The organism is Actinoplanes campanulatus (assembly GCF_014647795.1).
GTDB classification, from domain to species: domain Bacteria; phylum Actinomycetota; class Actinomycetes; order Mycobacteriales; family Micromonosporaceae; genus Actinoplanes; species Actinoplanes campanulatus.
In genome coordinates, this window is record NZ_BMPW01000022.1 from 128,385 (window position 1) to 147,484 (window position 19,100).

Sequence of the window (19,100 nt, forward strand, 5' to 3'; positions counted from 1 at the left end):
AAGAGTGCGACAGATACCGGTCGAATCTCGCAACGTGCCCGAAATTCCTGCCCTAGTGTTGCGCCATGAGCAACGAGTCCGAGCCGGGTCCCGCCCTAGTGCAGTCCGTGGACCGCGCCCTGAGCATCCTGGAGATCCTGGCGAGGCGCCGCAGCGCCGGGGTCACCGAGATCGGCCGGGAGCTCGGTGTGCACAAGTCCACCGCGTTCCGCCTGCTCGCGGTCCTGGAGAGCCGGGGCTTCGTGGAGCAGACCCAGGAGCGTGGCACCTACCGGCTCGGCCTCGGCGTGGTGCGTCTGGCCGGGGCGGTGGCCGCGCAGCTCGACCTGAGCCGGCAGGGCCACGAGGTGTGCGACCGGCTCGCCGCCGACCTGGGGGAGACCGTCAACATCGCCATCCTGGACGGCAGCCGCGTCGTCAACATCACCCAGAGCCGCGGCGCCGCCTCGGTGACCAGCTACAACTGGGTCGGCCGGCAGACGCCGCCGCACGCCACGTCCAGCGGCAAGGTGCTGCTGGCGTTCGCGCCCGAGCCGGTCCGGGCCGCCGTCCTCGCTGAGCCGCTCGAACGGTTCACCCCCGCCACCCTCACCGGCGGAGGCGAGTTGATCGCCGAGCTGGACGCGGTCCGGTCGGCCGGATGGGGGTCCACGAGCGAGGAGTACGAAGTGGGACTCAACGCCGTGGCCGCGCCGATCCGGGGCGCCGACGGCTCGGTGGTGGCCGCCCTCAGCGTCTCCGGGCCGGCGTACCGGCTGGACCGGGCGGCGTTCCCGGAGATCGCGAAGCGGGTGATCGTCGCTGCCGGCGAGGTGAGCGGGCGGATGGGATTCATGGCTTGACGCGGGCCTGACTGTGCGTTGAAGCTGTTGCGTATTCCAGATCCGGTTGCGCTCAACGAAACGCAGGGATCCCATGGCCAAGCCTCCCCGTGTAGTCATCATCGGCGCCGGCGTCGTCGGCAGTGCCCTGGCGGACGAGCTCACCGAGCGCGGCTGGACCGACGTCACCGTGGTCGACCAGGGTCCCCTCTTCACCCCCGGCGGCTCCAGCTCGCACGCCCCGGGCCTGGTCTTCCAGACGAACCCGTCGAAGACCATGACCGAGCTGGCCACCTACACGGTCGAGAAGCTCAGCGGCCTCACCCTCGACGGCCGGTGGTGCTTCCGGCAGGTCGGCGGCCTGGAGGTGGCCACCACCGAGGCCCGCCTGCACGACCTCAAGCGGCGGTTCGGGCTGGCTGCCTCGTGGGGTGTCGAGGCCGCGCTGCTCGACCCGGACCAGTGCGCCGCCGTGCACCCGCTGCTCGACCCGGCCCGGATCCTCGGCGGATTCCATGTGCCCACGGATGGTCTGGCCAAGGCGGTCCGCGCCGTGGAGGCCCAGGCCCGCCGCGCGATCGAGCGCGGCGCCCGCTTCCTCGGCGGGCACACCGTCACCGGCATCGGGCAGAGCGCCGGCCGGGTCACCGGTGTGGAGACCGATCAGGGTTTCGTCCCGGCCGACGTCGTGGTCTGCGCCGCCGGTTTCTGGGGTCCGCGGATCGGCTGGATGGCCGGGCTCACCGTGCCGCTGCTGCCGCTGGCCCACCAGTACGCGACGACCGGCCCGGTGCCCGCGCTGGCCGGTGTGAACGACCCGGTCCTGGAGGCGACCAGGCCCATCCTGCGCCACCAGGACCGGGATCTCTACTTCCGGGAGCACGGCGACCGCCTCGGCATCGGCTCCTACGGCCACCGCCCGATGCCGGTCCGCGACTTCCTCTCCCCGGCCGAGGCGCCGGTCATGCCGAGCGTCCTGCCGTTCACCGCCGACGACTTCGCGCCGGCCTGGCGGGACAGCGTCGCGCTGCTGCCGGACCTGGCGGCCACCGCCGTCGAGGAGGGGATGAACGGCGTCTTCTCGTTCACCACCGACGGCTTCCCGCTGCTCGGCGAACACCGGGAACTGGCCGGATTCTGGGTGGCCGAGGCGGTCTGGGTCACCCACTCGGCCGGTGTGGCGCGGGCCGTAGCCCGGTGGCTCGTGGACGGTGACCCCGGCATCGACCTGCACGAGTGCGACCTGCACCGGTTCGAGACGGTGCAGTTGGCGCCCCGCTACGTCGAGGAGAGAGCGAAACAGAACTTCATCGAGGTGTACGACGTCGTGCACCCGTTGCAGCCGATGGACCGCCCGCGCCCCCTGCGGACCAGCCCGTTCCACCCACGGCAGCGGGAGCTGGGCGCGGTCTTCCTGGAGGGCGCCGGCTGGGAGCGGCCCCACTGGTACGCGTCGAACGCCGCGGCCGTGACGCCGCCCCGGGACGAGTGGTCGGCCCGCTACTGGTCACCGATCGTCGCAGGCGAGGCCGCCGCCACCCGGGAACGCGTCGCGATGTACGACATGACGCCGCTCAAGCGCTTCGAGGTGAGCGGACCCGGGGCGCTCGGCTTCCTCCAGCGCCTCACGACCAACAACGTGGACAAGACGGTCGGCTCGGTCACGTACACCTTGATGTTGGATTGTGAAGGGGGCATCCGCAGTGACCTGACCGTGGCGCGGCTGGGCGACCAGACGTTCCAGGTCGGCGCGAACGGGCCGCTCGACGAGGACTGGATGCGGCGGCACCTGCCCGATTCTGTTCAGTTGCGGGACATCACCGGTGGCACCTGCTGCATCGGCCTGTGGGGTCCGCGGGCCCGCGAGGTCCTCCAGCCGCTGACCGACGCCGACTTCTCCAACGCCGGTCTCAAGTACTTCCGCGCCCGGCGGGCCTACGTCGGCGAGGTCCCGGTCACCGCGATGCGACTCTCCTACGTGGGTGAACTCGGCTGGGAGCTCTACACCTCGGCCGACCTCGGCCTCAAACTGTGGGACATGCTCTGGGAAGCCGGCCGGGAGCACGGGATCGTCGCGGCCGGGCGCAGCGCCTTCAACAGCCTCCGCCTGGAGAAGGGCTACCGAGCCTGGGGCACTGACATGACGACCGAAAATGATCCCTTCGAGGCGGGCCTGGCGTTCGCCGTCCGGATGGACAAGGGCGACTTCATCGGGCGGTCCGCACTCGTTGCACGCCCGGCGGCGCCGGACCGCCGCCTCACCTGTCTCACCCTCGACGACCCCGCCGCCGTGGTGATGGGCAAGGAGCCGGTGTACGCCGGCGGCGCGTCCGCCGGCTACGTCACCAGCGCCTCCTACGGCTACACCATCGGCCGCACCGTCGCGTACGCATGGCTGCCCGCTTCACTCTCCGTGCCGGGCACCGCGGTGGCCGTCGAGTACTTCGGCGTGCGGCTGCCGGCGACCGTCCGGGCGGAACCGCTGTTCGACCCGAAGATGGAACGTATCCGCTCGTGAGGAGTGGCCGTGACCGCAAGCCTGATCCCCACCCTGCCCGGCCACTACTACACCGACCCCACGATCTTCACCCTGGAGCAGTCGCGGATCTTCGAGCGGATGTGGATCTGCGCGGTGCGGGCCGCCGACCTGCCGAAACCGGGCAGCTTCCGGACGGTCGACGTCGGGCGGGAGAGCGTCGTCATCGTCCGGGGCCGCGACGGCGTGCTGCGCGCCTTCCTCAACGTCTGCCGGCACCGGGGCGCGAAGCTCTGCACCGAACCGGGCGGTGAGGTGCGGCGGGCCATCCAGTGCCCCTACCACGCCTGGACCTACGGGCTGGACGGCAGGCTGATCGCGGCGCCCAACCTGACGCGGATGCCGGACATCGACCGTGTCGAGTACGGGCTGATCACCGTCCACCTGCGGGAGTGGATCGGGTACGTCTGGGTGTGCCTGGCGGACGAGCCGCCGTCGTTCTCCGACGACGTGACGGGCGCGGTCATCGAGCGGCTCGGCGATCTGGGGGCGATCGACTCGTACGAGATCGAGAGCCTCGACGTGGGCCGGCGCATCACCTACGACGTGCGGGCCAACTGGAAGCTGATCGTCGAGAACTTCATGGAGTGCTACCACTGCGCCACCATCCACCCGGAGCTGACCGAGGTGCTGCCGGAGTTCGCCGACGGCTACGCGGCCCAGTACTACGTGGGCCACGGGGCCGAGTTCGGCACCGGCGTCCAGGGCTTCACCGTGGACGGGAGCGAGGGCTTCGCGAAGCTGCCCGGCGTGACCGACGACCAGGACCGGCGCTACTACGCGATCACCATCAAGCCGCAGGTCTTCGTCAACCTGGTGCCGGACCACATCATCCTGCACCGGATGTACCCGGTCGCCGCCGACCGCACGATCGTCGAGTGCGACTGGCTCTACTCGGGACAGGTGGTGGAGTCCGGCCGGGACGTGTCCCGTTCGGTGGAGCTGTTCCATCGGGTGAACGTGCAGGACTTCGAGGCCTGCGAGCGGTGCCAGCCGGCGATGGGCTCCCGCGCGTACGCCCGGGGCGGGGTCCTGGTCCCGTCCGAGCACCACATCGGCGCCTTCCACGAATGGGTCACCGACCGGCTCGGAGACGCTGTGATTGACTAGCGCTCATGCTCCGGTACCAGGTGATGCGGTGACGGCCGGGCCGGCCTCGGCCACCCGCCCGCACAACCGCAAGCAGCTCATCGTCGAGGCCGCCGGTCAGGTGTTCAGCGAACGCGGCTACCACGCCGCGTCGATGGAGGAGATCGCCGCCGGGGTCGGCATCAGCGCCGCGGCGCTGTACCGGCACTTCCCGAACAAGTACGCGCTGTTCGCCGAGTGCGCCGAGGTGATGGTGGACCGGCTCGTTCTTGCTCTGCGGGAGGCGCCGTCCGGCGCCTCCCTCCGCGACGTGTTCGCCGCCGTCACCCGGGTGACGGTCGCGCACCGCGCCTCCGGCGGCCTGTACCGGTGGGAGGCCCGCTACCTGGAGGCCGCCGACCGCCGGCGGCTGCGGGGCAAGTTCGAGCAGGTGGTGGGGCGGGTCACCGAGTTGGTGGCCGGCGAGTTCCCCCTTCCGGAGGCACGGCTGCGGGCCGTGGCGGCGCTCGGCGCCATCGGGTCGATCACCATGCACCACACCTCGATCGCCCAGCGCCGCGTCGAGGACCTGCTGCTCGGGTCGGCCCTGCACGTGGCGGCCACCGACCCGTCGGCCGCCGCCGGCAGCGCCGGGCTGGTCGAGCCGCCCGCCTCGCCGGTGCCGCGGACCAGACGGGCGGAGATCCTGGCGGCCGCCGTCCCGCTGTTCGCCCGGGACGGGTTCGCCACCGTCACGAACGCGCAGATCGCGCAGGCGGTGGGCCTGGCCCCGTCGGCGATCTACCGGCACTATCCCGGCAAGGTCGACATCCTGGTGGCGGCGTGCCTCCAGGCGGCCGGGCTGCTCGCGCAGGCGGTGGAGCAGAGCCTGGAGCACGCGGCCGGCCCGCGGGCGGCGGTGAAGGCGCTGGCCGCGGCGTACGTCGCCTACAAGTTCGAGCACGACGCGCTCAACAGCGTCGCCGAGGCCGAGATCGCCGGCCTGCCGGACGACCTGAAGCGGCCGCTCATCCTCGCCCAGCGGGAGCACATCGCGATCTGGGAGCAGCAGTTGCGCGGCGTCCGTCCGGAGTTGGACGCGCGTCAGGCCCGGCTGCTGGTGCACGCCGGGTTCGGCGTGGTGGTGGAGGCCGGGCGCGCGCTGCGCTGGGAGAACACGCCCGGCCACCGGGACGCCGTCACCGCGCTGGTGATCGGCGCCCTCACGCTCTGACCGCTCAGGTGCCGGCCCGGTTGCCGGTCGGGATGGTGATCGGCGTGTACGTGGCCGACGTCCCGTTGTTGAGGAACAGCATCGCCACGCCGCGGATGAACTGGTCGAAGAGCGAGTACGTGGTCGGGATGATCCCCGACGTCCCCTCCCGGAACGCCACGTACGCCGGCCAGCCGACCTCGATGATCGCGCGGGAGGCGTAGTCGCGCGGCAGCCTCAGCCAGTTGCCGACCTGGTCACCGAGCAGGTAGCGGGCGAACTCCCGCTGGAAGCCCTTGGTGACGCCCAGGTCCACCTGCGAGGTCAGCCCGAGCAGGATGTCGGCCAGGTCGATGCCCTCCGGGGTGGGCGCGAGCAGCGGCGTCAGCGCGTACTGCGACTGAGCCCTGGCCGCCGCCCAGGTCGCCGGGATGAAGTCGTCCCGCACGCCCAGCAGGTGCAGCGCCACCTGCCACATGTGCAGGAACGCCTCCTCCTCGGCGGCCGACATCCGGATGCCCCACGACTTCAGCTTGCCGTGCACGAAGGTGCCCAGGCTGTGGAAGGTGATCAGGATGTCGCCGTTGCTGATCGGGATGAAGTCCTGGTCGTCGGTGACCGCCCGCCAGTGCGGGGACTGCGGCAGCAGGTGCCGGACCGCGGCGTGGGTGAGGCGGGTCTTGTTCGAGGTGACGACGAAATGGCCGGTCGGCTTGAAGGCGTCGACGGCGCTCAGGTCGTACCCGTAGGTGAAGGTCTTGGCCGCCCGCGACTTCATCACGGCGCCGCCCTCGGACCAGTAGACGTTGCGCGCCTCCCGCGGGATGACCGTGCTCATGATGCCGCTGCCCAGGCCGTAGAGCAGGAAGAGGTACATGCTCATCCGCTTGTTGAACTGGGCGGCACGGTCGAGTTTGGTCTGATCGGCCCACGACGGCAGCCGGTTGTGCGCCTGGAGGTAGGTGGTGAGCGCCGCCGGGATGCCGCTCGGCAGCGCGTCGCCGTTGTCGACCCACTTCTCGAACGCCGTGTTGACGCCCGGGATCTGACCGTTCTCCAGGAGGTCGACGAGCAGCGGGTCGGTGGCGTCGTCCCAGACACCCCACGGGTCGGTGACGGTGTCCGTCGCGGCGATCGAGCCGGACGACGACCAGGCCCAGGCCTTCGAGGGGTCGGCCACGCCCACCAGACCGAGGGCGGCACCGATGGTGAGGACACGTCGTCTACTGAGATTCTGCATTAGCTTCCCACCTTCGTACGGGGTGTTACGCGGGTGTGGCTACGTTCATCGATATGTGATTTTCGATTAACATAGCGGCACCTGGCCGCACTCGGCAAGGTGGCTCCTCTAGTGATCAACCTCGATATGCGAATACGGTCATCGAGGAAGTTCCGAGGCTTCGACAAGGAGGTCGAAACATGGGTACGCGCAGGCCGCGGATAATCGCCGCGCTCGCCGCCGTGTCGCTCGCCGCCGCCTGCTCCCCGGGCGGCGACGGCGGGGACGGGGACACCACCGGCTATCCCGAACAGAACATCACCATCGTCGTGCCCTTCAGCGCCGGCGGCCCCACCGACACGGTCACCCGGATGATCGCCGACCCGATGGCCGAGGCGCTCGGCGGCAAGATCGTCGTCCAGAACGTCGAGGGCGCCGGCGGCACGGTCGCCGCCGGCCAGGTAGCCCAGGCCGAACCGGACGGCTACACCGTCCTCATGCACCACATCGGCATGTCCACGGCGCCCGCCCTCTACAAGGACCTCGGCTACCAGCCGCTCGAGGACTTCGCGACCGTCGGGCTGGTCACCGAGGTGCCGATGACCGTCGTCGCCCGGCCCGACCTCCCGCCCGCCACCCTCGCCGACCTCACCGCCTACGTGAAGGCCAACCAGGACAAGGTCACCCTCGCCAACGCCGGGCGCGGCGCCGCCTCCCACCTGTGCGGGCTGCTCTTCCAGTCGGCGGCCGGGGTCAAACTCCAGGAGGTGCCGTACCAGGGGACCGGGCCGGCGCTCACCGACCTGGTCGGCGGGCAGGTCGACTTCATGTGCGACCAGACCACCAACACCAGCGGCCAGATCACGGCGGGCAAGATCAAGGCGTACGCGGTGACCACCCCGGAACGGGTCAAGAGCCTGCCCGACGTGCCCACCACCACCGAGGCCGGGATGCCGCAACTCCAGGTGAGCGTGTGGCACGGGCTGTACGTGCCGGCCGGGACGCCGCCGGAGATCGTCCAGAAGCTGTCCGGGGCGCTCCAGAAGGCACTGGCCGACCAGGCGGTCATCGACCAGATGGCGGAACTCGGCACCGCGCCGGTCACCGCCGCCGACGCCACCCCGGAGACACACCGCGCCCACCTGGAGGAGCAGATCGAGACCTGGGGCAAGGTCATCGCCGACGCCGGCGTGCAGGCCTCGTAGATGCAGCGCCGACGGTCACTCCCGGACGTGCTCGCCGGGGGAGTCTTCGCCGTGATCGGCGGCGTGTTCGTGGTGGGGTCACTCGGCTACGACCGGGGGACCCCGCTACGGATGGGCCCCGGCTACTTCCCGCTGCTGGTCGGCGCGATCGTGACCGTCCTGGGCCTGGCGATCGTGGTGAAAGGCCTCCTTGCCGGATCCGATCTCCCGTTCGAGGCCGTCCCGTGGCGCGCCATCGTGCTCGTCACCGTGGCGGTCGTGTTCTTCGGCGTCTTCGTCCGGGTGCTCGGCTTCGTCCCCACGTCCTTCGTCACCGCGCTGCTCACCGCCTTCGCCAGCCGGCGGGTCCGGCCGCTCACCGCCCTGGCCGTGGCCGCCGGCCTCACCGTGGCCGCCACCCTCATCTTCATCGTCGGGCTCCAACTACGGCTCCCGCTGTGGGGCTGGTGATGGACCTCCTCGACAACCTCGTCCTCGGCTTCTCCACCGCCCTGCTGATCCAGAACGTCCTCTACTGCTTCGTCGGCGTGCTGCTCGGCACCGCCGTCGGGGTGCTGCCCGGCATCGGCCCGACCGCCACGGTCGCCATGCTGCTGCCGATCACCTTCGAGTTCGAACCGGTCACCGCGCTGATCATGCTGGCCGGCATCTACTACGGCGCCCAGTACGGCGGCTCCACCACCGCCATCCTGATCAACCTGCCCGGCGAGTCGTCGGCCGCGGTCACCGCCCTCGACGGCCACGAGATGGCCCGCCAGGGCCGCGCCGGACCGGCCCTCGCGGCCGCCGCGATCGGCTCCTTCGTAGCCGGGACGATCGCCACCGTCATCCTGGCCGTCGCCGCCCCGCCGCTGGCCGCGGTCGCCCTCGAATTCGGCCCGGCCGACTACTTCGCGCTCGTCCTCTTCGGCCTCATCGTGTCGATCACCCTGGCCCGCGGCTCGCCGCTGAAAGCCCTCGCGATGATCGCGCTGGGCATCCTGCTCGGCACGGTCGGCCAGGACATCTACACCGGTACGCCGAGGTTCGTCCTCGGCCAGCGCGAACTCTACGGCGGCATCGACTTCGTGTCCGTCGCCGTCGGCATGTTCGGCATCGCCGAGATCCTGCGCAACCTGGAGAACGAACGCGATCGGCCGGTTCTGTTGGGTCAGGTCGCGGGTCTGTGGCCCACCCGGGAGGACCGCCGCCGCATCGTCGGCCCGATCCTGCGCGGCACCGGGCTCGGCGCGGCACTCGGCGTCCTGCCCGGCGGCGGCCACGTGCTGTCGTCGTTCACCTCGTACGCCGTCGAGAAACGGATCTCGAAACGCCGGGCCGAATTCGGGCACGGCGCCATCGAGGGCGTGGCCGGACCCGAGTCGGCCAACAACGCCGCCGCACAGACATCGTTCATCCCGCTGCTCACCCTGGGACTGCCCGCCCACCCGGTGATGGCGCTGATGGTCGGCGCGTTCATCGTGCACGGCATCACCCCCGGCCCCAACGTGATCAACGACGAGCCGGAGCTGGTCTGGGGCCTGATCGCGTCCATGTGGATCGGCAACATGCTGCTCGTCCTGCTGAACCTGCCGCTGATCGGCATGTGGGTGCGGCTGCTGCGCATCCCGTACCAGGTGCTCTTCCCGATGATCGTGCTGTTCGCGGTGATCGGCACCTACTCACTGGGCTTCAACGAGTACGACGTCTACGCGATCGCCTTCTTCGGCCTGCTCGGCTACGTCCTGATCAAATGCGGCTGCGAACCGGCCCCACTGCTGCTCGGCTTCGTCCTGGGCCCACTGCTGGAGGAGAACCTGCGCCGCGCCCTGATCATCTCCCGCGGCGACCCCACCGTCTTCCTGTCCCGCCCGATCTCCGCCGGCCTCCTGCTCCTGACCGCCGCGGCCCTGATCGTGGTCGCCCTCCCCACCATCCGCCGCCGCCGCGAAACCGTCTTCACCGAGGACGATTGACCGGGCGTCTCCTCGCGCTTTCGTGGTCGAGGTCCGCGTTTCGCTTCCAGCTCCTTTCTTTCTTGTACGCGTGTCCCCGTCCCGCCTCATTCGGACCGTCCCGTCCGGTCGGCGCGATCTCGCTGCCCGCTCCGGCCTTTGCCGCGCCCGCCGGGCGCAGATCGGTGCCCGGGCAGGCCGGGCGGGCTGCCACTTCCGCACATGCCGCCGGTCAAGCCGGGCGGGTGGTCGCGCGGTGGGCGCACACGCCGGCGCTGTCGTGGTGAGCCGCCTCGAGCCGGACAAGAAGCTCTACATGGAGATCAGCGAGCCCGCCCTGGTCGCGACCCTGGGCGAGTTCGTCGAGATGTAGCGCCGGTCAGATCCGGCCGCGGACGGCCCGGATCCGACCACCAGAATCGGGCCCGCCCGAAAGCCACAGCCCGAGCAGCGCGCCGAGCACGCAGACGCCGGCCGTGACCAGGAAGATCTCGCGGTACTCGGTCTGCAGGGCGGCCTTGACCGCCGCCTCGTAGACGGCGAGCCGGGCCTGGTACTCGGCCGGGTCGACGCCGAACGGCAGCGGGGTGTCGAGTGCCGCGGTCAACGTCTGGAAGCGGTGCAGCCCCCACGCGGTCAGCGTGGCGACACCGAGCAGCATGCCGACCATCCGGGCCACGACCGCGGCCGCGGAGGCCACCCCGTGCCGGTCCGGCGGGGTGACACGCAGCACGGCCGCGGCGAGCGGCGCGATCACCAGGCCGAGACCGAACCCCGCGACGACGAGGTCGGTGTCCGGGCGGGGCAGGAACCCGGCGTAGCGCACGGCGAGCACATCGGTCGGCCAGTGCGCGATCAGCACGTACCCGAAAGCCGCCGTGAGCAGCCCGGTCAGGGTGACCAGCCGTTCGCCCAGGCGAGCGAGCAGCACGCCGCCGAGCAGGGCCCCGACCGGCAGGGCGACCAGGAACCGGGTGAGCAGCAGTGTGCCGCCGAACGCGTCCTTGCCGAGCAGCGTCTGCGCGATCAACTGGACGTCGACGAGGGTCACCATCAGGGCGGCGCCGGTGCAGAAACTCGCGCCGAGCGCGGCGAGAAAAGGCGCCATGCGCACGCCCGCGGGATCGAACAGCTTCGTTCGGGTCCGGCTCTCCCACCAGACGAAGATCAGGAGTACGGCCACCGCCGCGCCGATCGCGACGGGACCCCAGTCCGGCAGCACCGAGTCTCGCGGATCCGGGTTGTAGAGCCCGGCGACGAGCAGAGCAAGCCCGGCGGCGAGCAGGATCCCGCCGACCACGTCGACGCCGGGGCGTTCCCGGCCGGCGGCGGGCTCGCGGGGCAGCGCGATCAGCACCGCGACGATGGCCAGGACGGCGAGCGGGATGTTGATCCAGAAGATGCCCCGCCAGCCGATCAGCGCCGCGACCGCGCCACCGTAGATCGGGCCGAGCACACTGCCCAGTTCCTGCGCGGCGCCGACCGTGCCGAGAGCCACCGCGCGACGGCGCTGTTCCGTCCAGAGATCGCCGGCGAGAGCCATCGTCACCGGCAACAGCGCGCCACCGGCCAATCCTTGCAGGACCCGGCCGGTCACCAGCCAGTACAGCGACTCGCCGGACCCGGCGGTGACCGCCGAACCCACCGCGAATCCGGCCAGGCACGCGACGATGACCGCACGACGGCCGAACCGGTCGGAGACCGAGCCGAGCAGTGGCATCCCGGCCACGTACCCGAGCAGGTAGCCGGTCACGATCGGGGTGGCCCGCTCCAGCCGGTTGAGCGGGATGTGCAGGTCGCCGAGGATGTCGGTGAGGACGGTGACCACGACGTACGCGTCGAGGGCCCCCAACAGCACGGCGGCGCCGCCGACGCCGATCGCCAGCCGCCGCCGCGCCACCGGCACGGTGGCCGTGGCGTCAGGGCGCACTGATCACCGCCGGCACGTCGAACTCCTCGAACGTCACCGTCACCGAGCCGCCCGGCAGCGTGAAGGCCGCCTTGAGCAGGCGCTTGTCGGCGGCGGCGATCCACAGTTTCGTCGGGATGGTGCCGGTGAGGCCGGGGATGAGCCCGGCCAGCCCGGTGCCGGTCGTGTTGGCCGCGACCCGCCAGGCGTCCTTGCCGCCGACCGCCTCCGCGGCCTCGGTCTCGGGGCTGGTCACGGATTCGAGCATGGTGACGACGCCGCGCTCGGGATCGAGGATGGCCGACGGGTCGTAGACGGTGGCCGCCAGCGTGAGCGGCAGCGTCTGGTAACCGCCGGTCGGCCCCTTCAGATAGAGCTTGTCGCCGACGATCACGAACTCCAGCTCGACGATCGAGCCGCCCTGGTCGAGCTGCGCCGTGCCCTTCGCGCTGCCCTCCCTGGTGAGCGTGCCCTCGGCCCGTCGCAGGCTGAGCCCGGCGATCTCACCGTCGGCGACGATCAGGAAGCGCGTGGTCTTGACCTCGCGCATCGCCACCGCGCACTCCTGCACCAGAGTGGCGCCGTTCGGCAGGCTCGCCGTGTCGTCGCTCTTGTCGCGAGTGCACGCGACCAGCGAGAACATGACGGCGACCAGGGCAAGCAGGGGGCGGAGTCGGAGCATAGAGCGAATGCTAGACCGCTTAGCGGTCACGATGTGGTGACGACTCGGGTGCGAGACGCCCTCCCACGTCTACCGGCGCCTTCTCGCGGCCTCCTCGTTCCAAACGGAGACGATGCCTTCCCCGTACCTGTCGACGGCAACGGCACGCGCCTCTTCGGGCGAGTCCGCGACGACCCGAAATGGTGGCCTCGGTGGGGGTACAACATTTCCCATCACGTTCGCTCACAGATTGACATCGCCCATATCGAACAGGTTGGATTCTTTACAGATCCCGTGTGCCTTGGTCCTCGAGGAGTCCCGCCCATGTCCGTGCGTGCCCCCCTTCCGCTGCGGCGGCTGTTCGCCGCCGCCGCGACGCTCGCGGTGACCGCCGCCGGCCTCGCCGCCACCACCGGTCCGGCGGCGGCTGTCGATCCGCCCGGGCCGTTGCCCGCGGTCGGCGCCGGCACGACGTTCCTGGACGGAAACGCCTTCGTCGGCGGCTTCGACGATCCCGCTTGGTACCGGGCGAACATCCCGTTCCTGGAGGTGCCCGACCGCCAGATCCAGGACGTCTACTACTACCGGTGGAAGACGTGGAAGGAACACCTGGTCTACACCGGGCCGCAGTTCGGCTGGATCTCCAGCGAGTTCCTCGACCCGGTTTCCTACGGCGCCCCGTACGGAGGGATCTCCGCCGCCGCCGGGCATCACATCAACGAGGGGCGCTGGGTTCGTAGTGCCCAGTACCTCGACGACTACATCAACTACTGGCTGACCGGTCCCGGCGCGGGACCCAAACCAGCCGTCGAGGCGGTCAACCCGAACACCACCGACTGGGGTCACGAGTACAGCTTCTGGGCCGCCAGCGCGGTGTGGAACCGATACCTGATCAACGGCGACCGGGCGTTCGTCACCGCTCAGCAGCCGGCGCTGCAACGGTTCTACGACCGGTGGAACGTGCAGTTCAACGCCGCCCTCGGGCTGTACTGGCAGGTCCCGGTCTGGGACGCCAGCGAACTGTCCGCGGCGTCGTACCAGTCACCGGACCCGTACCACGGCGGCGCCGGCTACCGGCCCAGCATCAACGCCTACCAGTACGGTGACGCGCGGGCGATCGCCGCCATCGCCGCCCTCAACGGCGACACGGTGACCGCCGGCGCCTACAACGCGCGAGCCGCGGCGCTGAAAACGGCGATGGACAACCGGCTGTGGGACCCGCAGCGCAACTTCTACTACCACGTGATGCGCGACCAGAACCCCGGACTCGGCAAACTGGACACCCGCGAGCACATCGGCTTCGTGCCGTGGATGTTCAACATGCCGGACGCCGGCCGCTCCGTGGCCTGGGCGCAGGTGACCGACCCGCAAGGCTTCTACTCCGGGTACGGTCCGACCACGGCTGAACGGCGTAGCCCGCAGTTCATGCGTGACGCGCTCAGCGGTTGCTGCCGCTGGAACGGCCCGTCCTGGCCGTACGCCACCGCCCAGGTTCTGTCCGGCCTGGCCAACCTGCTCCAGGACTATCCGGCTCAGCCCTACGCCGACAGCGCCGACTACGTCGACCTGCTGCACAAGTACGCCCTCACCCAATACCGTGACGGCGTGCCCTACGTGGCCGAGGCCCACCACCCGGACGAGAACCGGTGGATCTACGACGGGCGGGGACACAGCGAGGACTACAACCATTCGACGTACGTCGACAACGTCATCTCCGGACTGATCGGCGTGGACGGGCGCGCCGACAACGCGGTCACCATCACACCGCTGGCCCCGGCGACCTGGGACTACTTCCTGCTGGAGAACACGCCGTACCACGGTCACAACCTCACCGTGCTGTGGGACCGTACCGGGACCCGGTACGGCCGCGGCGCCGGGCTGAAGGTCTTCGTCGACGGTGCCCAGGTCGCCGCCCAGGCGGGCCTGAACCCGCTGACCGTCACCGTCGGCGACCCGGTGACCCCGCCAGGGACCGAGGGCCGGGTCGACATCGCCGCCAACAGCCAGCGACACGGCAACGGTGCGGCGCAGCCGTTCGCCTCGTACACCTTCCAGGTCGACAACGCCTGGCGGATCATCGACGGCAACATCTTCGAACACACCGTGCCGCAGAACACCCGCTGGACCTCGTACGGTTCGCCGAACGCCAGTGACCACGCCGGGGTGGACTTCGGCCGGCCCGTCACGGTCGACGACGTGCGGCTGTACTTCTACGACGACGGCGGGGGAGTGCGGGTGCCGGCGAGCTACGACCTCCAGTACTTCACCGGTGCCGAGTGGCGCACCGTGCCGGGACAGAACCGCAGTCCCGGCGGGACGTCACCGGCGGTGAACGGGCTCACCCGGATAACCTTCCCGGCCGTCATCGCGACCCGGCTGCGGGTCGTCGCGCCCAACCGCGGGGGCGGCGTGGGCTGGGGCCTCAGCGAGTTCCAGGTGTGGAGCCGGCCCACCTTCAAGATCTTCAACCGGCACAGCGGCAAACTCCTCGCCGTCAACAACGCTTCGACGGCCGACAGCGCACCGGTCCAGCAGTACAGCGACACCGGCACCATGGACCACCGCTGGGAACTCGTCGACAACGGCGACGGCTACTTCCGGATCAAAAACCTGAACAGCGGCAAGGTGCTCGGCGTCGCCGGCATGTCGACGGCCGACAGCGCCCAGGTCGTGCAGTACGACGACAACGGCACCGCCGACCACCTGTGGCTGCCGGTGGACGCCGGCGACGGAAACTTCAAACTGGTCAACCGGCACAGCGGCAAGCTGTTGGCGGTCGATCGGATGTCCACCGCCGACAGCGCCGACGTCCAGCAGTACCGCGACAACGGCACCGCCGATCAGCAGTGGCAGCTACGCTCGAGCATCGGCCGGTGACGGCCTTTCAATGGGGCAGGGCCACCGTGAAGGTGGTGCCGCCGGTGGGCGCCGGCTGGGCGGTGATCGTGCCGCCGTGAGCGTCGACGATGGCTTTGGTGACGGCGAGGCCGAGGCCGGTGCCTTTGATCTTGCGGTCGGTCGCGGTGGTGGCGCGGAAGAAGCGGGTGAAGAGCTGGGGGTACTGCTCGGCCGGGATGCCGATGCCGGTGTCGGTGATGCCGATGGTGACGATGGTGTCGTCGGCGTGTGCGGTCACGGTGGCGGTGCCGCCGGCAGGTGTGTATTTGATGGCGTTGGAGAGCAGATTGTCGACGACTTGCCGGAGCCGGGGAGCGTCGCCGGGCACCAGCGGTAGTGGGCCGATGTCGGTGGTGAGGGTGACCGATTGGGTTTCGGCGTTGGGCTGGTGGTCGTGTACGGCCTGGCGCAGCAACTGGTCCAGCCGTAGTGGTTTGCGGTCGATGGTGGTTCGGCCGCTGTCGAAGCGGGCGAGGTCCAGCAGGTCTTCGACGAGGTGGTTGAGGTGGTCGCTGGTACGCGCGATGACGGCGAGTTCGGGTTGGTCGGCCAGGCCGGGTTCTTCGCGGAGGAACTCGGTGTGCGCGGCGATGATGGCGATGGGGTTGCGCAGTTCGTGGCTGACGACGGCGACCAGTTCGTCCTTCATCCGGTCGAGTTCCCGCAGGCGGCGTACCTGCTGCTGTTCCTGGGCGAGTAGCCGCTCCCGCTGGTCGGCGAGTTCCCGGCGTTCGGTGACGTTCGTGCTGGTGCCGTCGATGTAGAGGTGGCCGTTCTCGCGGCGGGGGACGGCGCGTATCCACACCCAGCGGGTGACGCCGTCGAGGCCGATCAGCCGGCATTCGCATTCGGCCGGCTCGCCCGTCGACGCCTGCTCGTAGAACAGCTCGAACATCTCCCGGTCGTCCGGGTGCACGAGCGCTCTGACGGTGGTCGCCATGTCCCCGTCGGTGGGCAGCGCGCCGCCGTAGACGCCCTTGCCACCGACGCTGGAGTAACTGGAGCGGACCTCACCGGACGGGGTGACCTCGACGGTCCAGAACGAGTCGTTGACCTGCTCGACGACCCGGTTGAAGTCGCGGCGGGCGGCGGCCAGCGCGAGGGTGAGGTCCTCGGCGCGGCGCCGTTCCACGAAGCGGCCGATCTGCCCGGCGATGTCGCACAGCATGGCGAGGATCTCGTCGTCGCGGTCGATCTCGGCATCGATGAAGAACACGAGCGCGCCGGCCACCCCGTGACCGCGGTGCACCGGTACCCCGACCCCCGTACGCAGCCCGGCCCGGTACCCGGCCCGTACCCGGCCCCGGTGGGGGAAGGTGAGGTCGCGGATCAGGTCGGTGCTCCAGATCTCGACGCCGCGTTCCCAGACGGAACCGGCCAAGCCGTGGCCGCGGGTGAGGGCCCGCGTACCTTCGTCGCGGAATGCCGTCAGGTCGGTGCCGGGCCGGCTCCAGCAACTGTTCCGGACGAGGAGGCTCTGCTCCTCGTCGACCTCCCAGTATTCGGCGCAGGCCCACTGGAGTTCGGCGGCGACAGCCGCGGCGGCCGCGGCCGCCGCCCCCTGCGCCGAGGTGGCCTCGGAGAGCGCGCTCGTAACGGCGTACCGGCAGCGGCGCAGCAGCTCGGCGCGGCGCGTCTCAGTGATCTCGTGCAACGCCGCCACAGCGCCGAGGCACCGCCCGTCCGCGGTCTCGACCGGCCGGGAGTTGCTGAGGAAGTAGCGTGGTGGCCGGCCCGGGACGACGATCGAGATCTCCTGGCGCCGCACGACCTCACCCCGGAAGGCGCGGGCCAGGCCGGCATCTTCCGGCCGCATCGGGGTGAGCCCGTCCGCTTCGAACAGGTGGTAGGTCCGCGACCACGACTCCGGCCCGAGCGGCAGCATGTCCTGGCCGTGGATTTCCCGCATGGCCGAGTTGAACTGGGTCAGGACGCCCTGGCTGTCGCAGGCCACCACCCCGACGTCCAGGCTGTTCAGCACCGCCTGCAGGAAAGCCCGTTCGCTCTCCAGTTCGGCACGCGCCACGGTCCGCTCGGTGATGTCGTGCATGAACATGCTGAACACCGGCCGGCCGTGCCCGTCGTCCATGTACAGAGATGTCTCGACCGGGATCTCCCGGCCCCGCTTGTCCAGCAAGGCTATTTCCAGCCACTGCCCGACCAGGTCGGATGTTCCGGTACGCCGGGCCTCGGCCAGCCTCTGTTCGTGCCTGTCCCGGGACTTCGGGGGCACGAGCAGGTCGGTGGTGCGCTTCCCCAGAACCTCGGCGGCGGACCAGCCGAACAGCTGTTCGGAGGACCTGTTCCAGCCGATGATCCGCCCGGCGGCATCCATCGACAGGTAGGCCTCGATCGCGCCGTCCAGCATTTTCTGCAGCCGTGCCGCGGAAAGCCGTGCGGCATCGTACGCGGTATGCAGCGCGATCTCCGACTCGGCGGTCTCGGCCAGATCGAGCAGGTTCTGCAGCTCGTCGTCGGTCCACTCCCGCGGCACGATGTCGGCCACGAAGAACACGCCGGGCGACTCCCCGTCCGGCCCCCGTAGCGGATAACCGGCGTAGGCGACTGTCTCGTGTTCCCGGACCGCCGAGTCGTGGCTCAGCCGCGGGTCGGTGTCGCAGCGGACAACGATCAGCGGGTCGCCCTCGCTGACCACGTACCGGTTGCACGGATGCGACTGGTTCGGGTCGGTGCCGGGCCGGGACACTCCCGCGATCGGGACATGCAGTTGCCGCGCGGCCATCCGGGCCAGCCGGTTCAGACCCGGCGCCGGGTCCGGCTCCTCGCAGACGCGTGCCGAAACCACCTCCTGCGCGCGCACCTTCACCTTCACCGGATCGGCGGGATCGCGCTCCTGCTGAGCGCGTGCGCCGCGATCCGAAACATCAGACGATCCCGGCGGTGAACGAAAGCGGGTTGCGGTGGGACAGACAGGAGGACAGCCCTACGAAAAGGAGTGAACGCGTCATGCGCATCTCTTCGCATCCCCACCGGCTCGGCACGGCCACGCTGCTCGGACTCGTCCTACTGGTGGCCGGCACCTTCGGCGCCGCGCCGGCGGCCGCTGGGCCGCCGTCCCTCGCGGCCGGCGCCGCCGCCTGCGAGGGCGCGGTGGTCCACTCCGTCGACGCCGCACAGCCCGGCACGCTGCCGCGCCTGTGCATCGCGGTCGGCGGGGTCGTGCGTGTCGTCAACACCGGACCCGGGTCGCTGCTCGCGCAGCCCGCCACCATGGTCGACTGCTTCTACGCGGCGGGCACCTACCAGTGCCGCCTGATCCGCACCGGCACCGTGCGCCTCACGCTGGCCGCGGATGCCCGGGAGCTGCTCGTCCGGGTGCCCGCGGCGGTGCCCGGACAGCCGTCGACGGCCTGCTCGCCGGCGGGCAGCGTGGTCGATCTCGACACCACCGACGAGTTGCGCTGGTGGTCGCCGTGCCTGCGGATCGGCGCGACGCTGCGGGTGGTCGACCTCGGGCCCGGCCTGCTGGCGGTCACCCCTGCCGACGCCGTGAACTGTCACTACGAGGCCGGCATCCACGCCTGCCAGTTCCGCCGGCCGGCCAGTGTCGTCTTCACCGCCACGGTGGACGCGGCGACACGCTCCGTGACGGCCGTCGCGGTCCGTTAGCCGTCT

General features: G+C 70.5%; 13 protein-coding genes. 9 read left to right on the forward strand and 4 right to left on the reverse strand.

Annotated features, from left to right (window positions below):
• The first annotated feature begins 65 nt into the window (after window positions 1-65).
• From IEZ13_RS35675 to IEZ13_RS35690, 4 genes are all read left to right on the forward strand, one after another.
• Window positions 66-842: an IclR family transcriptional regulator gene (locus IEZ13_RS35675; RefSeq protein ID WP_183220005.1), complete on the forward strand. Its 777-nt coding sequence runs from the start codon at window positions 66-68 to the stop codon at window positions 840-842.
• 73 nt (window positions 843-915) lie between these two features.
• On the forward strand, window positions 916-3,339 hold the full coding sequence (locus IEZ13_RS35680) for a GcvT family protein (RefSeq protein WP_183220007.1): 2,424 nt from the start codon (window positions 916-918) through the stop codon (window positions 3,337-3,339).
• Between the two features lie 9 nt (window positions 3,340-3,348).
• Window positions 3,349-4,467: an aromatic ring-hydroxylating oxygenase subunit alpha gene (locus IEZ13_RS35685; RefSeq protein ID WP_229795451.1), complete on the forward strand. Its 1,119-nt coding sequence runs from the start codon at window positions 3,349-3,351 to the stop codon at window positions 4,465-4,467.
• 28 nt (window positions 4,468-4,495) lie between these two features.
• A complete protein-coding gene (locus IEZ13_RS35690; protein WP_183220011.1) occupies window positions 4,496-5,659 on the forward strand; it encodes a TetR/AcrR family transcriptional regulator in 1,164 nt (387 codons plus the stop codon).
• A 4-nt stretch (window positions 5,660-5,663) separates the two neighbouring features.
• Here IEZ13_RS35690 and IEZ13_RS35695 read toward each other — a convergent pair whose 3' ends face one another.
• Window positions 5,664-6,878 (reverse strand): oxygenase MpaB family protein, encoded by a 1,215-nt coding sequence (locus IEZ13_RS35695; RefSeq protein WP_183220013.1) that lies wholly within the window; start codon window positions 6,876-6,878, stop codon window positions 5,664-5,666.
• A gap of 179 nt (window positions 6,879-7,057) precedes the next feature.
• Between IEZ13_RS35695 and IEZ13_RS35700 the strand changes: the two genes are divergently transcribed.
• From IEZ13_RS35700 to IEZ13_RS35710, 3 genes are read left to right on the forward strand one after another with little or no spacing between them, the layout of a single operon-like run.
• The gene (locus IEZ13_RS35700; RefSeq protein ID WP_183220015.1) at window positions 7,058-8,062 is read left to right on the forward strand and encodes a tripartite tricarboxylate transporter substrate-binding protein; all 1,005 of its coding nucleotides are present in this window, start codon (window positions 7,058-7,060) and stop codon (window positions 8,060-8,062) included.
• The gene (locus IEZ13_RS35705; protein WP_183220017.1) at window positions 8,063-8,512 is read left to right on the forward strand and encodes a tripartite tricarboxylate transporter TctB family protein; all 450 of its coding nucleotides are present in this window, start codon (window positions 8,063-8,065) and stop codon (window positions 8,510-8,512) included.
• Window positions 8,512-10,017 carry a tripartite tricarboxylate transporter permease gene (locus tag IEZ13_RS35710; RefSeq protein ID WP_183220019.1) on the forward strand — a complete coding sequence of 502 codons (1,506 nt, stop codon included), beginning with the start codon at window positions 8,512-8,514 and terminating at the stop codon, window positions 10,015-10,017. Before IEZ13_RS35705 ends, IEZ13_RS35710 begins: the two co-directional genes overlap by 1 nt.
• A gap of 358 nt (window positions 10,018-10,375) precedes the next feature.
• Here the strand turns inward: IEZ13_RS35710 and IEZ13_RS35715 are convergent, their stop codons facing one another.
• Together IEZ13_RS35715 and IEZ13_RS35720 are read right to left on the reverse strand one after the other, a co-directional pair.
• The gene (locus tag IEZ13_RS35715) at window positions 10,376-11,926 is read right to left on the reverse strand and encodes an MFS transporter (RefSeq protein WP_229795453.1); all 1,551 of its coding nucleotides are present in this window, start codon (window positions 11,924-11,926) and stop codon (window positions 10,376-10,378) included.
• On the reverse strand, window positions 11,916-12,587 hold the full coding sequence (locus tag IEZ13_RS35720) for an LppX_LprAFG lipoprotein (protein WP_183220021.1): 672 nt from the start codon (window positions 12,585-12,587) through the stop codon (window positions 11,916-11,918). Before IEZ13_RS35720 ends, IEZ13_RS35715 begins: the two co-directional genes overlap by 11 nt.
• Before the next feature lie 303 nt (window positions 12,588-12,890).
• On the opposite strand from IEZ13_RS35720, the gene IEZ13_RS35725 reads away from it, so the two are divergent.
• Window positions 12,891-15,443 (forward strand): MGH1-like glycoside hydrolase domain-containing protein, encoded by a 2,553-nt coding sequence (locus tag IEZ13_RS35725; protein ID WP_183220023.1) that lies wholly within the window; start codon window positions 12,891-12,893, stop codon window positions 15,441-15,443.
• Window positions 15,444-15,450: 7 nt separating this feature from the next.
• Here IEZ13_RS35725 and IEZ13_RS35730 read toward each other — a convergent pair whose 3' ends face one another.
• On the reverse strand, window positions 15,451-18,285 hold the full coding sequence (locus IEZ13_RS35730; protein WP_183220025.1) for a PAS domain S-box protein: 2,835 nt from the start codon (window positions 18,283-18,285) through the stop codon (window positions 15,451-15,453).
• A 146-nt stretch (window positions 18,286-18,431) separates the two neighbouring features.
• Here IEZ13_RS35730 and IEZ13_RS35735 point away from each other — a divergent pair, with 146 nt between their 5' ends.
• Window positions 18,432-19,094, forward strand: a complete 663-nt coding sequence (locus IEZ13_RS35735) for a hypothetical protein (protein WP_183220027.1) — start codon at window positions 18,432-18,434, stop codon at window positions 19,092-19,094.
• Window positions 19,095-19,100: the final 6 nt, after the last annotated feature.

Excerpts from the sequence above, each read along its gene's own strand:
- IEZ13_RS35720 (WP_183220021.1), bottom strand. The coding sequence starts at position 12,587 with ATGCTCCGACTCCGCCCCCTGCTTGCCCTGGTCGCCGTCATGTTCTCG.
- IEZ13_RS35675 (WP_183220005.1), top strand. The coding sequence starts at position 66 with ATGAGCAACGAGTCCGAGCCGGGTCCCGCCCTAGTGCAGTCCGTGGAC.
- IEZ13_RS35680 (WP_183220007.1), top strand. The coding sequence starts at position 916 with ATGGCCAAGCCTCCCCGTGTAGTCATCATCGGCGCCGGCGTCGTCGGC.
- IEZ13_RS35700 (WP_183220015.1), top strand. The coding sequence starts at position 7,058 with ATGGGTACGCGCAGGCCGCGGATAATCGCCGCGCTCGCCGCCGTGTCG.
- IEZ13_RS35705 (WP_183220017.1), top strand. The coding sequence starts at position 8,063 with ATGCAGCGCCGACGGTCACTCCCGGACGTGCTCGCCGGGGGAGTCTTC.
- IEZ13_RS35710 (WP_183220019.1), top strand. The coding sequence starts at position 8,512 with ATGGACCTCCTCGACAACCTCGTCCTCGGCTTCTCCACCGCCCTGCTG.
- IEZ13_RS35725 (WP_183220023.1), top strand. The coding sequence starts at position 12,891 with ATGTCCGTGCGTGCCCCCCTTCCGCTGCGGCGGCTGTTCGCCGCCGCC.
- IEZ13_RS35695 (WP_183220013.1), bottom strand. The coding sequence starts at position 6,878 with ATGCAGAATCTCAGTAGACGACGTGTCCTCACCATCGGTGCCGCCCTC.
- IEZ13_RS35735 (WP_183220027.1), top strand. The coding sequence starts at position 18,432 with ATGCGCATCTCTTCGCATCCCCACCGGCTCGGCACGGCCACGCTGCTC.